This is a genomic window from Kitasatospora sp. NPDC004669 (genome assembly GCF_040609455.1).
Lineage (GTDB): Bacteria > Actinomycetota > Actinomycetes > Streptomycetales > Streptomycetaceae > Kitasatospora.
This window is the reverse complement of the sequence record NZ_JBEXKB010000032.1, coordinates 38,998-52,696: the sequence shown is the minus strand read 5'-3', so window position 1 is coordinate 52,696 and position 13,699 is coordinate 38,998. Positions and strand designations below refer to the sequence as shown.

The window sequence follows — 13,699 nt, the reverse complement described above, 5'->3', positions numbered from 1 at the left end:
TCCCGCCACTCCTTCAGGAGTGGGCGCCTCCTTGCGGCAAGGGTCCTTCCGGGCTCCCGGTGCACGCCTTCAGCCCGTCACGGACGACCGCGCGGGGCGCGCTTCGCGGACTCCGGGTGGCCGTCCAGGTACTCCAGCATGCGGCAGGTGCCCACCAGAATCGCCGTCAACTCCGACACTTCCAGGTCCCGTCGCACCACACCAGCCTGCTGGGCGCCATCGAGGAGCGCGGTGAGCACCTCACGCAGGGCGCGTCCGGCCTCAGAGGTGGCGGCCCGCACATCGACTCCCGCGTCCGCGAGCGCCGCAGCGAAGGCATTCTTGACCGGAGACTGATCCAGTACCAGGTCGAAGAACGCGAAGAGAGCGTCCGTCGCCCCTGTCTCGGCGAGCAGGCGGCGTCCCTCCTCGGCCAGCCGTTCCAATCGCCGGACGAGCACCGCTTCGAGCAGGGCTTCCTTGGTGGGGAAGTACCGGAACACGGTGGCAATGCCGACCTTCGCCTCCCGGGCGATCTCCGCCGTTGACGCGCCGGTGCCCCGCTCGGTGAAGACCGCCCCAGCGACCTCCAGCAGCCGCGCGCGGTTTCGCCGCGCGTCGGCGCGCAGGGGATTCGTGCCTGTGGCCGGGGGAGCATATAGCCCCGTGACCACGCTGGGATGGCACTGCCGAGCATGCAAAAGGGGGCTGCGGAAACTCCGCAGCCCCCTTTCCTGCCGATCAGAGGATGTTCCGCTCACACCGCACGAGTCACACCACTGGCTGTGTAGGTCCCGAGACGGATGGGGACTGACTGGTCGTGTTGGGGCTGGTCATGGACGAGCCACCCGTGCTCGGACTGGTCGTGTTCGGGCCACCCGTGTTCGGGCTGGTCGTGGACGAGCCGCCCATGCTCGGGCCACCCGTGTTCGGGCTGGTCGTGTTCGGGCTGGTCGTGGACGAGCCGCCCATGCTCGGGCCACCCGTGTTCGGGCTGGTCGTGTTCGGGCTGGTCGTGGACGAGCCGCCCATGCTCGGGCCACCCGTGTTCGGGCTGGTCGTGTTCGGGCTGGTCGTGGACGAGCCACCCGTGTTCGGGCTAGTCGCCGTACCGCACGAACCGCAGCTCGGAGATGGTGTCTTCGCCGGCCCTGAATAGTTCGGGTGCTCGGGAACCGGGTTAGAGGGCACAGCGGGTACGAGCGCACTGCCCAGGAGAGTGTCTATTTCTTCGATGTATGCGTCTTTCGTCCCCTGCAATACCCCTCTTTGATAGACGTAGCTCGGGTCATTGCCTGACACCGCGGGGTACTTCGTAAATGCGCGGCTCATTTGGCCGTGCTTGAAGTCGGCTCTGGCCAACTGCCGGCCGAGTTGCAAGCCGACCAGATAGCCCTCGCTATAGGTATTCGGTTGAGGTGGGTTTGCTTGCTCGACGTACTGGTGGGCGCTTAGCGCGGCCGGAGCAGCATCCGCAAGGGCCGTTCCACCGCTTCCCAGAAGCGTCACAACCCCCATCAGGGCGGCAGCGGTTAGACCGCTCGCCCGCCGCATTCCTGGGTGCCGTATGGGTTTGCCGTTCATTTCAGATACCGTATCCGTTGATCCTTCTACCTTTTCCTCCCTTGCTCACTGACAACGGTAGCCCGGATGCATCGACACCAACAGGGCTGGACGGCCCGCCTGGCATTGAGCCGGATCGGCCGGCGTCTGTGCTTTCGCATAGAAGCAACGCCCATAGTCAATACACCTAGCCGGCCGCCTTCATGTACGAGGTCCAGATCCGCGTCGGCAGTTCGGAGTCCGGGGTGTCCGGGGAAGCCCCGCCGACGCCCTCCAGCGGGAGCAGCTTCATGTCCTTCAGGTCCGCCCGGAAGACCGTGACCGCCGTGGACAACCGCCCGTTGTAGCCGACGGACCACCCCGCCGTACGGTCCACGGTGGTGCCGGGCTTCGCGGCCAGATCTGGGCCGGCCTCGGCCACCGACTTGGCGCTGCCGCCGCGGACCGCGCCCTTGAGCGCCGCATCCACGTCCCCCGCGGCCGCCGTGCTCAGCGCCTGGACGGCGGTCGGCAGCCGCAGCGGGAGCGGCGCGCCGTTGCGGGTGATCTGCAGCACCGAGTAGGGGTCGGTGTGGCTGCCTCGGGCCGCGAAGGCGGCGTAGGCGTCGGCGGCCCTGATCGCGCTGGGGGTGGAGTTGCCGATCCCGAAGGCCGGCACCAGTTCGCCCATGCTGCTCGGCAGCACGCCCAGGTCGGCGGCGGTCTGCTGCACCTTGTCCAGGCCGACGTCCATGGCGAGCTGCATCATCGGCCCGTTGACGGACTGCTCCACCGCGCTCCGCAGGCTCATCGGGCCCCAGTTCCGCTTACCGTCGTTGGCGGTCCTCACGATCTTCCCGTCCCGGCCCCAGTACGGCCCCTCGGGGGTCATCACGTTCACCCCGTTGTCGCCGTTGTAGCTGGTGCCGGGCGTCACCGGGGTACGGTTGCCGCCCCGCTCGCGCTGCACGCCCTGGCTGAGTCCGGCCGCGTACACCAACGGGGTGAAGGCCGAACCGATCGGCACCGTCGAGGTGTTGGCGTTGTTGAAGCCCTGCTTCCGGTAGTCCGGCCCGCCGTAGAGCGCGACGATCCGTCCGTCCAGGGCCACCGAGGCGGCGCCGACCTTCAGCAGCTTGTCGGCCTCGCGGCCGTCGGGGTCGATCCCCTTGGTGGCCTCCTGCACCGCGGCGGCCAGGGCGTCGACCTTCGGCTTCTCGAAGGTGGTGTGGATCTGGTAGCCCCCGAGGTCGAACTGGGCCGGGGTGACGTCGGTGTGGCCCTCCACGTACGTCCTGCCCATGTCCACCAGGTAGCCGACCTGGCCGCCCTGCCCCGCCCCCTTCGGCTGGGGCCGGGGTTCGGGGAACACCGTGTACCCGGCGCGCTCGGCGGCGGACAGCTTGCCGACCTTCACCATCCGGTCCAGGATCCAGGACCACCGTTCCTCGGCCCGCTCGCGGTTGTCCGCGCTGATCGCCGGGTCGTACTGCCCGGCCCCCTTCAACAGGGCTGCCAGGAAGGCCCCTTCGCTCGGGTTCAGCTGCGAGACGTCCTTGCCGTAGTACGCCGCCGCGGCCCGTTCGATGCCGTAGCTGCCGCGCCCGAACCAACTGGTGTTCAGATAGCCGGCCAGGATGTCCTGTTTGCTCATCCTCCGGTCCAGCTTGATCGCGATGACGACCTCGCTGAGTTTGCGGGAGATGTCCTGGTGCTGGTTCAGGTAGATGTTCTTGACGTACTGCTGGGTGATCGTCGAGCCGCCCTGGGTGTCGCCGCCGGAGGCCATCTCGTAGACCGCCCGGCCGATGCCCGTGAGCGAGATCCCCGGGTCCGAGTAGAACGTCTCGTTCTCGGCGGACAGCACCGCCCACCGCACCGACTCCGGCACCTGGTCGAGCGGCACCTCCTGACGGTTGGTCTCGCCGATCCGGGCCATCTCGGTGCCGTCCGCCCAGTAGTAGACATTGTTCTGCTGGGTGGCGAAGGCGTTCAGGTCCTCCGGTACCGCGGTGGTCGCGTAGAACCAGGCGGCCAGCCCGGTCAGCACCACCGTCCCGGCCGCGGTCGCCAGCAGCAGCTGCCGCCAGGACGGAAGCCAGCGGCGGAATCCGCGCCGTCCCCGGCGCGGGTAGTCGATCCGCCGCAGCGGACGCCATCGCCGACGCCCGGGCTTCTCCTCCTCGTCCCCGCCGCCCTGGTGTGCACGCACAGTCCGCTCTCCGATTCGCTGGTGGACAGACCCCCTCGATCAGATAGACGTGCTGGGAGTCCCATCAGGGCAGCACGAACCGGTGTGATCGTGGTCATACCGTCTCCGCCGGCAGTACGCCACACCCACCGTCGACGGCGCCCGGCCCCGCGACCACCGTGCGCGACCGCCAGAATGGGCGGCATGAGGTTGATCCACACGCTGCTCGGCGTGCTCGTCCTGCTGATGGTCGTCGGCAGCATCCTGCGCACCCTGGTCGTCCCGCGCGGGCTCTACTCGGCCCTGGTGTACCGGCTCTGGGCGGTGCTGCGCACCGCGCTGCGGCTCTGGGCCACGCCGTTCCGCGGTGGCTACCACGCGCAGGACCGCGCGCTGACCTGGCTGGCACCGCTGGTGCTGCTCGGCATGCTCACGGTGTGGCTCAGCGGGATGCTGATCGCCTACACGCTGCTGCTGCACGGCACCTCCGACCTCAGCTGGTCGACGGCCATCCGGGAGGCCGGATCCAGCCTCTTCACCCTCGGCTACGCCAGCGGCGAGCGGCTGCAGCTGTCCGCGCTCGACTTCATGGCCGCCGCCAGCGGCCCGCTGGTGATCGCCCTGCAGATCGCGTATCTGCCCACCCTCTACGCCGCCTACCAGCGGCGCGAGACCGAGGTGACGCTGCTGCAGTCCCGGGCCGGCGAGCCCGCCTGGGGCCCGGAGCTGCTGGCCCGCCAGTCCCTGGTGGACACCGAGACGGCGCTCCCCCAGCTCTACCGGGACTGGGAGCGGCTGGCCGCCGACATCGGCGAGAGCCACTCCAACTACCCGGTGCTGCTCTCCTTCCGCTCCCCGCAGCCCAACCGCAGCTGGGTGGTCGGCCTGATCGCGGTGATGGACGCCGCCGCCCTCCACCTCGCCCTCTGCCCGCGCTCGGCCCCGGCCGAGGCCCGGCTGGTGCTCCGGGCCGGCTTCACCGCGATGCGCGACATCGCCCGCTCACTGCGCGTCAACTTCGACCCCGACCCGGACCCGGGCACCTCGATCCGCCTCAGCTACACCGAGTACCTGGGCGCGGTCGCCATGATCACCGCCTCCGGCTTCCCGAGCGAACGTCCGGTCGAGGACGCCTGGCGGCACTTCCACGGCTGGCGAGTCAACTACGAGGCCCTGGCCTACGAACTGGCCCGCCGCAGCGACGCCGTCCCCGCCCTGTGGACCGGCCCGCGCGACTTCCATGCCCCGGTCATCCCCCCGGCCCGCCCCACCGACCGCCGCCCGGACGCGCCCCGGCCCACCCTGCCACCGACCTGACCGGGCCTCACCGACGTCTGCCGGCGGGGTTCCGTGCCGGTCGAAGTGGAGAAGATCGAGAAGATACGGGAGCGGCCTCAGACCGCCACCGGGCCGCCGTCGGCGAGGGAGCGCTCGGCGGCGGCCAGGATCTCCACCACCCGCAGGCCGAAGTCCGCCCCGCAAGGGTGCGGCTCACCGGAGGCGGCGGAGGACCGCAGGGCGTCCAGGGCGCGGTGCAGGGCGGTGGTCGGGCCCTCGCCGCGCTCGGGCAGGTGCGCCACGCCGTGCTCGCCGCGCAGCTCCATGGCGACGCCGCCGCCCGCCATCGGGGCGGTCAGGCTGAGCGCGAGGGTGCTGGAGGCGCCGCCGGCGTGCCGCAGCACCAGGTGGACGGTGTCCAGCCGACCGGCGACCGCCGTGACCTCCGTCGCGTCACCCAGCACCGGCAGCAGGACCGACAGCGCGTGCGGGCCGACGTCCCACAGCGAGCCCTTCTCCCGGCGCCACGGCGAGGCCGCGTACGGGCTGGTGCTGCCCGGGGCGAACACCGAGCCGAGCCAGTCCGAGCGGCCGGTGAACCAGCCCCCCAACTCGGTCTGCCGCTCGATCCACGGGATCTGCTCGCCGCCGAAGCGCACCGTGAAGAACACCACCGAGGCGACCTTGTGCTCGCGCACCGCCTCGGCCACCGCGCGGGCGTCCGGTACGGCGAACGCGACCGGCTTGTCCAGCAGCAGGTGGCAGCCGGCCTCGGCGGCCCGCACCGCCAGGCCGGCCTGGACGGACGGGGGCAGCGCGATGGAGACCGCGTCCACCTCGGCGAGCAGCCGGTCGAGGTCGGCGTACCCGGGCACGCCGTGCGCCGCGCCCAGTGCCTCGGCCGCCTCCGGTCGGCGGCCCCAGACGCCGGTGAACTCCAGCCCGGGGTGCTCCGCCAGCACGGGCGCGTGCACCCGCTCCGCCCAGGTGCCGGTGCCCAGCAGTCCGATCCGCACGATGTCTCCGCTCGCTCTGGTCCTGGGTCCGGTTCAGCCCTGTACGCGGGCCAGCGTGAAGCCGTCGTAGCCCTTGCTGCCGACCGTCTGCACCGAGGTCGCGGTGACCCTCGGCTCGGCCGCGATCAGCTCGTGCAGGGCGCGGGTGGCGACGACCGCCGGGTCGGTGCTGGCGGCGTCGGCGATCGCGCCACCGCGCACCACGTTGTCGACGATGATCAGCGAGCCCGGCCGGGTCAGCTGGAGCGCCCGGCGGAAGTACTCGGGGTTGCTCGGCTTGTCCGCGTCGATGAAGACGAGGTCGAAGGGCTCCTCGCCCTGTTCCACCAGCGCCGCCAGCGAGTCGGCGGCCCGGCCGAGCCGCACCTCGGCGACCTTCTCCAGCCCCGCGCGAGCCAGGTTGCCGCGCGCCACCTCGGCGTGCTTGGGGTCGATCTCCAGGGAGATCAGGGTGCCGTCCGCGGGCAGCGCCCGGGCCAGCCAGATCGCGCTGTAGCCGCCGAGCGTGCCGATCTCCAGGATCCGGCGCGCGCCCCGGGCCAGCGCCAGCAGGTGCAGCAGCTTGCCCTGGTTGGGGGCCACTGCGATCTTCGGCAGCCCGGCCGCGTCGGCGGCGGCGGTCGCGGCCTCCAGTGCCGGGTCGTGCCCGACCAGCTGCTCGGAGAAGTACGTGTCCACGGCGTCCCACGTGGACTGCTGCGTCGGCTGCGTCGGCTGCGTCATCGGGCCCTCCAGTGGTGCGAGTTCGGCAGGTTCCGCCGATGCTACTCCGGGGGCCCGACAGCGCCTGGACGACCACTCGCCACGTTCCGGACGACCGCTCGCCACGTTCCGGACGACCGCTCGCCACGCTCCGGACGACCGCTCGCCACGCTCCGTGCCGGCGTTGCACGGTTACGCCGCTACTCCGCGACGGGAGCCTTGACGCTCTGCGCCGCCTCGGCGGCCTTGGCCGCCTCCTCCGCCTCGATCCTGGCGTGGGTCTTGGCGGCCCGGCGCTTCATCACCCAGGCCGAGGTGGCACCGACCAGGACCGCCGCCGCCAGCCCCGCCCACGAGAACCGGGAGAGCCACGGCTCGATGGCCTTGCCCACCTTGAAGACCAGCAGCGTCGTGCCGCCGGCCCAGATCACGCCGCCCAGCACGTTGGCGATCAGGAACTTCCAGTACGGCATCTTCAGCGCGCCCGCCAGCGGACCGGCGAAGATGCGCAGCAGGGCGATGAAGCGGCCGAAGAACACCGCCCACATGCCCCACTTCTGGAAGGAGCGCTCGGCGGTCGCCAGGTGCGAGGGCCCGAAGTGCTTGGGGAACTTCCGTCCCAGCTTCTCGAAGAGCGGCTTGCCCCCCTTGCGGCCGATCGAGTAGCCGATCGAGTCACCGATGATCGCCCCCGCGACCGCGCAGGCCGCGATCCCCCACGGGCTCACCACACCCTTGACCGCCATCAAGGACGCCGTGACCAGCGCGATCTCACCGGGCAGCGGGATGCCCAGCGATTCGATCCCGATGATCAGGCCGATCAGGGCGTACACCGCGGTCGGCGGGACGCTCTCGATCCAGGCGTCGATGTGCAAGGCCAGTACCTCCGTGGCAGGTCGGGACCGGTCCCGGCCCTCGCAGGAGCCGCATACCGTCCCGGCGGTTGTCCGATGGCGGCACCAGGCCGCTCCCCCAAGTGTCCCCGGGGCGCAGCCTAACGTGCCGGGCGGCCCGTCCCCCCGGCCGATCACCCGTCGTTACGACGTACGCCCCGAGGCCATGGTTCCGGGCTGACCAGCATTTCTTCAAGATTCGGCAAAACGCGGCGCGACCACCGACGGCCACTGCTTGATCCAGCGCGCGAACGGGAGGCAGCAGGGCGCGCACCGGGCCGCGCCCGCCCTCCGGGTACACCTCGCGCACGTCGGTGATCGCCGGGTGCGCCCCGGCCGGCTTGCCGAGCTCGTCGGCGTCCATGCCGAAGGGCATCGGCGGCGCCTGGTGGTACCGGTCCCGCGGCTTGCCCTGGACGGCCCGCGCGGAGGGTCGTCATTCGCGGAGACCGCCTTGGATCGAGGTCGGTTCGGACCGCCCACCCGTCAGGCAGTCGGATCTCAAACGCCGCCCACTCATCAGGCGAACGGCCCCGACACCACGCTTTCAGGTTCGGTGGCAGCGGGGCGGGAATCCGGGAAAAGAAGGGCAGTTCCCCGCTCCACCGGATCACCCGCCCGCCGGGCCGAACCATCCGCACAGAAAGGACAGCGGGCGCCCCGAGGGGGACCTCTTCACAGGCGGCTTCGAATCCCGGGACGGGTCGGGCTCCCTTCGCCGGCCGTCCCGGCCGCCGATCGATCTCCGCCAGTGCGGCAGCTGTTCGCCACGGCGCCTTCGAACAGGAGGGATCCGCGGCCTCCGGCCGCTCCGAGCCCCTTGCCGTGGCTGCGCACGCGAGGCCGGAAATGGCGGGTGGCGATCGTCACACGCCCGCGAAGCGATGTCGCTTTGAGTAATGCGATAGTCTCCGACAGTGATTGGCGCGGCCACGTCATGCGGCACTCCCGCGGCCAGGGAGAAGTCCGCGAAGTAGCCATGGGCGCATCGAGTTCCGGCGTGCACGAAGGTGATGTCGATTCACCTCGTGTGATTTTACGTGGCTTTAATCAGCCGGACCCGCGCGAGAAAGAAAGAGGGTGTCGTGAACAAGACTCGGTTAGAAGCCATCGGGGCCTACCTCCCCGCAACGGTGATGAGCACCCGGGAACTCCTCGACCGCCTGGAGAAGGCTCCGGAGTTCGACCTCGTGAAGATCACCGGGACGACGGAGCGACGGGTGGCGGACGACACCGCGCAGCACCCCGAGAACAGCCTCACGATGGCGGTGTCGGCGGCCCGGGACTGTCTGGGCCGGTCCCGGTACGCACCGGACGAGATCGACGCCGTGATCTCCTGCTCCATCAGCCGCACGGCCGACGGCGGGCGCCTCCAGTTCGAGCCTTCGTTCGCGCACCGCATCGCCAAGGAGCTCGGCGCGGAGCGCGCCGTCCACTTCGACGTCTCCAACGCCTGCGCGGGCATGATGACCGGTGTCCTCCTGCTGGACCGGATGATCCGCGCCGGTACCGTGCGCAACGGCCTGGTGCTGAGCGGGGAGCACATCTCCCCCATCGCCTTCACCGCCGCGCGTGAGATGGAGGACAGCAGGGACCCGCAGTTCGCGTCGATGTCCGTGGGGGACTCCGCCGTCGCGCTGGTGATGGACCGCGCGACGGACGACCGGGACGTGATCCACGACATCGAGCTCATGACGTGCTCGGAGTACTCGCACCTGTGCCTCGGCATGCCCAGTGACGGCACCGGCGGCATGGCCATGTACACCGACAACAAGCAGATGCACGCCGAGGACCGGCTCTCGCTGTGGCCGGCCTTCCACGGGGACAGGCTGGCCGAGCAGGGACGCCGATTCGCCGACGAGGGATACGACTTCGTCATCCACCACCAGGTCGGCACCCGGTTCGTGGACTTCATGAACGCCACGGGCGAGAGCCGCTTCGCCGCACCCATGCCGCCGTCCCTCTCCGTCGTCGACCGGCTGGCCAACACCGCGACCACCTCGCACTACCTGGTGCTGCACCAGGCGCTCGCCGAGGGCCGCATACCCGAGGGGTCGAAGGTGCTGATGGTGCCCGCGGCCTCGGGTGTCGTGACCGGTTTCCTGTCCGCGACCGTCTCCTCCCTGGAGGTGTGACCATGGCCACCGTCATCACCTCGGCCGCGCTCGCCCCGGCCGACGGGTCCGGCAGCTCCATCGGCCACGCGGCCGCCGCCGGCCGCGCCTGCCTGGACCAGGCCGGGCTGTCCGCCGCCGACGTCGACGTCCTCGTCAACGTCGGCGTCTACCGCGACTCCAACATCGTCGAACCGTCCGTCGCCGCGCTCATCCAGAAGAGCATCGGCATCAACCTCGACTACCTCCGCTCCCCCGACCGGCGGGCCGCGTTCTCCTTCGACCTGATGAACGGGGCCTGCGGCGTGCTCAACGCCGTCCAGGCGGCCGACGCCCTGCTCTCGACCGGCGGCGCCCGTCGCGTGATGGTGGTCTGCGCCGACACCCACCCGTCGACGGACCCCTCCCGCGCCGGCACGGCCGCCTTCCCGTACGCGAGCACCGGAGCGGCCCTGCTGCTGGAACACACCGGTGACACACTCGGCTTCGGCCGGGTGCACCACCGGTCCCTGCCCGGCGGGCACGGGGTCAACGGCTACCTGCCGCTGCCCGACGTCGGTGCCGACGGACGGAACAGCATCGTCGTGGACCGCGACGACGACGCCGTGGAGCGCATGCTGGCCCTCGCCGTCGACTCCGTGCGCACCGTGCTGAGCGCCGAGGACGGCGCAGCCACGGCCGAGGACACCGCGCGGGCGCACGTCGCCCTCGACCGCACCCTGCTGGTCACCTCACAGCCGTCACCCGCGTTCGCCGCGCGCCTCGCCAAACGCCTCGGCCTCGCCTCCGACGCCGCCGTCACCGTCGAAGGCGTCCACGGCGACCCGCACACCTCGGCGCTCGTCCACGGATACCGCCAGGCCCTGGACACCGGCCGGCTTGCCGGACACGACCGGGTGCTCTTCCTCGCGGTCGGCGCGGGACTCACCTCCGCGGCCTCGCTCTACCGACTGACCGCCACCGGCGACGGGACGACCCGATGACGCCCGCCCCCTCCCTCCCCCGGGAGCGGCATGCCTCCCCGGCGGAAGTGTTCGCCGGACACGCCGCCCGCACCCCCGGCAGGACCGCGCTCGTCCACCCCGACGCGGAACGCACGGGGCCGGACGGCCGCGCCGCCTACACCACGGTCTGCTACGCCGAACTCGCCACCACCGTCGCGGCCTGCGCCGCCGGCCTGGAAGCGCACGGCATCCGCCGCGGCACCCGCACGGCCCTGCTGGTGCCGCCCGGCGGCGACCTGCTGACGCTGGTCCTCGCCATGATGCACGTGGGAGCCGTGCCGGTCGTGGTGGATCCCGGTATGGGCCTGGACCGCATGCTCGACTGCCTGCGGCGGGTCCACGTGGAGGCCTTCATCGGCGTCCCGAAGGCCCAGGTGCTGCGGCGGCTGCGCCCGCGCGCCTTCGCCGGGGTGCGCAGCTCGGTCACGGTGGGCCGCGCGGACGGCACCGCCCTGCGCAAGCTGATCGCCGCCGGCGCCGGCCGGCCGGTGCCGCCCCCGGCGCAGACCGGCCCGGATGACCTCGCGCTCATCGGCTACACCACCGGCAGCACCGGTCCGGCCAAGCCGGTGGAGGTCACCGTCGGCATGCTGCGCGCGATGGCGCAGGGGACCGAGGAGGGCCACTTCACGGACGACGCGAGGACCACCCTGGTCACCATGCCGCTCATGGGCGTGTTCGACCTGGTGGCCGGGCGCACCGTGGTCATGCCGAGGATGGACATGGCCCGGGTCGGCGCCGCCGACCCGGCGCCGCTCGCCGACGCCATCCGGCGCTTCCGGGTGGACGCGATGTTCGCCTCCCCGGCGCTGCTCGCCCCCTTCGCCTCCCACCTGGCCGCGACCGGGACCCCGGTGCCCTCGCTGCGCCTGGTCATCTCCGGCGGCGCCCCGGTGAGCCCCGCTCTGATGGGCGCACTGCGCGCCGTACTGCCCGACGAGGCACGCGTGTTCAGCACCTACGGGGCGACCGAGGCCCTGCCCGTGGCGCTGTTGGAGAGCCGTGAGGCGCTGGCCGGGCTCGCCGACGGTCCGGCCGCCGGACTCGGTGTCTGCCTGGGCCGCCCGGCGCCGGGCACGGCGGTGCGCACCGTCGCGATCAGCGACGGGCCGGTTCCCCGGTGGGCGCCGGGCCTGGCCGTACCGCCCGGTGAGCCGGGCGAGATCGTGGTGAGTGGGCGGGCCGTCAGCCCCCGCTACTTCCGAACGGCGCAGGCCGACGCCGACCACAAGATCCAGGACGGCGTCACCCGCTGGCACCGTACCGGTGACGTCGGATGGATCGACGAGGCGGGCCGGATCTGGTTCTGCGGACGCAAGAGCCAGCGGGTCCGCACACCCGAAGGCGACCTGCACACGGTGCGCTGCGAGAGCGTCTTCAACGCCCATCCGCGGGTCCGGCGCACCGCCCTGGTCGGCGTCGGGCCGCGCGGGCGGGAGCGGCCGGTGCTGTGCGTGGAGCTGGCGCCGGGCACCGGCCGGGACCAATGGCCGCGCATCTCGGACGAGTTGCGCGCCCTCGGCGCGGACAACCCCATGACGAAGCCGATCTCGGACTTCCTGCCGCACCCGGCGTTCCCGGTGGATGTCCGCCACAACGCCAAGATCCGCCGGGAGCTGCTGGCCGGCTGGGCCGAGGACCGGCTCACCGGGAGCCGGCGCCCCACGGCCGCGGGTCTGGCGCTGCGCGCCGTACCGCTGGCCGGCTGGGCGTACCTGGCCGCCCGGCCGCTGCTGCCCCGGGACCATCCGCTGCTCACCGCGTTGTGGTGGCTCGACGTCTTCCTCAGCGTCGTCGTCCACGCGGCGCAGACACCGGCCGCGCTGCGGGCCGAGCGGGAACGCGCCACCGGGCGCGGGCCGTGGGCCACCGCCGCTCTCACGATGCTCTTCGGGGCGACGTGGTGGCGGACGGCCCGCGGCGGCAGGAAGGGTGTTTCGCCGTGAAGGTCCTGGTGACGGGCGCGTCCGGATTCCTGGGCAGCCACATCGTCGACGCCTGTCTGCGGGCCGGCGACGAGGTCCGCGTGCTGGTGCGCGAGGGGAGCGACCTCAGCCATCTGCGCACCGTGGCGGGCATCGAGTTCGCCTACGGCGACCTGCGGGACCCGGCCTCGCTGAGGGCGGCGGCGGACGGGATCGACGCGGTGCACCACAGCGCCGCCCGGGTCACCGACCGGGGCACCCGGGCCCAGTTCCGCGACGAGAACGTCGACGGCACCCGGCGGCTGATGACGGCGGCCAGGGACGCCGGGGCACGGCGGTTCGTCTTCATCGGCAGTCCCAGCGCGCTGATGGGTGTCCGCGACGGCGACCGGCTCGGCATCGACGAGGGCGAGCCCTACCCGAAGCGCTTCCTCAACCTGTACTCGGAGACCAAGGCCGCCGCGGAACGTCTCGTCCTGGCCGCCGACCGGCCGGACTTCACCACGGTCGCACTGCGGCCGCGCGCCGTGTGGGGCCCGCGCGACCATTCCGGGTTCATGCCGCGTCTGCTGGCGAAGATGATGACCGCGCGCCTGCCCGACCTCTCCGGAGGCAGGCCCGTCCACGCCTCGCTGTGCCACTGCGACAACGCCGCCGAGGCGAGTGTCCGGGCCGCCCGGGCCCAAGGAGTGGGCGGCCGGGCCTACTTCATCGCGGACCCGGAGCCGGTGGAGGTGTGGAGCACCCTGGCCGACCTCGCCGAGCGCTTCGGCGGCACGCCCCCGACCAGGCGGGTCCCCCTCGGACCGCTGCGTGCCGCCGCCTTCGCGGCGGACATGGCGCGCAAGCTGCCCCCGCTCGCCAGGCACACGTCCCCATCCCTGTCCCGCTACTCGCTGGCACTGCTGACCCGGTCGGCCACGTACGACACCTCGGCGGCGCGCCGCGACCTCGGCGCGCCGCTGGTGGACCACGAGACCGGGATGGCCCAACTGGCGGCCTGGATCGACGAGATCGGCGGAGTCGGCGAGTTCATCCGAAAGGTGAAGCCTTGA

At 71.9% G+C, this 13,699-nt stretch carries 11 protein-coding genes; 6 read left to right on the top strand and 5 right to left on the bottom strand.

All coding sequences use genetic code 11. The features are described from left to right. Positions 1–77: 77 nt before the first annotated feature. The gene (locus ABZW30_RS25130; protein ID WP_355673441.1) at positions 78–653 is read right to left on the bottom strand and encodes a helix-turn-helix domain-containing protein; all 576 of its coding nucleotides are present in this window, start codon (positions 651–653) and stop codon (positions 78–80) included. Between the two features lie 161 nt (positions 654–814). Here ABZW30_RS25130 and ABZW30_RS25125 point away from each other — a divergent pair, with 161 nt between their 5' ends. Then, positions 815–1,138: a hypothetical protein gene (locus ABZW30_RS25125; RefSeq protein ID WP_355673440.1), complete on the top strand. Its 324-nt coding sequence runs from the start codon at positions 815–817 to the stop codon at positions 1,136–1,138. A 591-nt stretch (positions 1,139–1,729) separates the two neighbouring features. On the opposite strand, the gene ABZW30_RS25120 is transcribed toward ABZW30_RS25125, so the two are convergent. Further along, positions 1,730–3,733, bottom strand: a complete 2,004-nt coding sequence (locus ABZW30_RS25120; RefSeq protein ID WP_355673439.1) for a transglycosylase domain-containing protein — start codon at positions 3,731–3,733, stop codon at positions 1,730–1,732. A 183-nt stretch (positions 3,734–3,916) separates the two neighbouring features. On the opposite strand from ABZW30_RS25120, the gene ABZW30_RS25115 reads away from it, so the two are divergent. Continuing rightward, positions 3,917–5,029 carry a hypothetical protein gene (locus ABZW30_RS25115; RefSeq protein WP_355673438.1) on the top strand — a complete coding sequence of 371 codons (1,113 nt, stop codon included), beginning with the start codon at positions 3,917–3,919 and terminating at the stop codon, positions 5,027–5,029. Between the two features lie 77 nt (positions 5,030–5,106). Here the strand turns inward: ABZW30_RS25115 and ABZW30_RS25110 are convergent, their stop codons facing one another. The 3 genes from ABZW30_RS25110 to ABZW30_RS25100 all read right to left on the bottom strand — a co-directional run bounded on the left by ABZW30_RS25110 (position 5,107) and on the right by ABZW30_RS25100 (position 7,583). Further along, positions 5,107–6,006 carry a Gfo/Idh/MocA family oxidoreductase gene (locus tag ABZW30_RS25110; protein WP_355673437.1) on the bottom strand — a complete coding sequence of 300 codons (900 nt, stop codon included), beginning with the start codon at positions 6,004–6,006 and terminating at the stop codon, positions 5,107–5,109. Between the two features lie 33 nt (positions 6,007–6,039). Then, a complete protein-coding gene (locus tag ABZW30_RS25105) occupies positions 6,040–6,729 on the bottom strand; it encodes an O-methyltransferase (RefSeq protein ID WP_355673436.1) in 690 nt (229 codons plus the stop codon). Positions 6,730–6,908: 179 nt separating this feature from the next. Then, the gene (locus ABZW30_RS25100; protein WP_355673435.1) at positions 6,909–7,583 is read right to left on the bottom strand and encodes a DedA family protein; all 675 of its coding nucleotides are present in this window, start codon (positions 7,581–7,583) and stop codon (positions 6,909–6,911) included. Positions 7,584–8,686: 1,103 nt separating this feature from the next. Here ABZW30_RS25100 and ABZW30_RS25095 point away from each other — a divergent pair. The 4 genes from ABZW30_RS25095 to ABZW30_RS25080 are packed head-to-tail and all read left to right on the top strand — an operon-like array spanning position 8,687 to position 13,699. Continuing rightward, positions 8,687–9,736 (top strand): 3-oxoacyl-[acyl-carrier-protein] synthase III C-terminal domain-containing protein, encoded by a 1,050-nt coding sequence (locus ABZW30_RS25095; protein WP_355673434.1) that lies wholly within the window; start codon positions 8,687–8,689, stop codon positions 9,734–9,736. Between the two features lie 2 nt (positions 9,737–9,738). After that, positions 9,739–10,698, top strand: a complete 960-nt coding sequence (locus tag ABZW30_RS25090) for a 3-oxoacyl-[acyl-carrier-protein] synthase III C-terminal domain-containing protein (protein WP_355673433.1) — start codon at positions 9,739–9,741, stop codon at positions 10,696–10,698. Next, complete coding sequence (locus ABZW30_RS25085; protein ID WP_355673432.1) at positions 10,695–12,665, top strand: fatty acid CoA ligase family protein; 1,971 nt, start codon at positions 10,695–10,697, stop codon at positions 12,663–12,665. The genes ABZW30_RS25090 and ABZW30_RS25085 overlap by 4 nt, the downstream gene beginning before the upstream one ends. Beyond that, positions 12,662–13,699 (top strand): NAD-dependent epimerase/dehydratase family protein, encoded by a 1,038-nt coding sequence (locus ABZW30_RS25080; RefSeq protein ID WP_355673431.1) that lies wholly within the window; start codon positions 12,662–12,664, stop codon positions 13,697–13,699. The genes ABZW30_RS25085 and ABZW30_RS25080 overlap by 4 nt, the downstream gene beginning before the upstream one ends.

Bases quoted from the DNA above. Each gene is read 5' to 3' on its own strand.
- ABZW30_RS25115 (WP_355673438.1), top strand. From the start codon at position 3,917: ATGAGGTTGATCCACACGCTGCTCGGCGTGCTCGTCCTGCTGATGGTC.
- ABZW30_RS25105 (WP_355673436.1), bottom strand. From the start codon at position 6,729: ATGACGCAGCCGACGCAGCCGACGCAGCAGTCCACGTGGGACGCCGTG.
- ABZW30_RS25085 (WP_355673432.1), top strand. From the start codon at position 10,695: ATGACGCCCGCCCCCTCCCTCCCCCGGGAGCGGCATGCCTCCCCGGCG.
- ABZW30_RS25125 (WP_355673440.1), top strand. From the start codon at position 815: ATGGACGAGCCACCCGTGCTCGGACTGGTCGTGTTCGGGCCACCCGTG.
- ABZW30_RS25090 (WP_355673433.1), top strand. From the start codon at position 9,739: ATGGCCACCGTCATCACCTCGGCCGCGCTCGCCCCGGCCGACGGGTCC.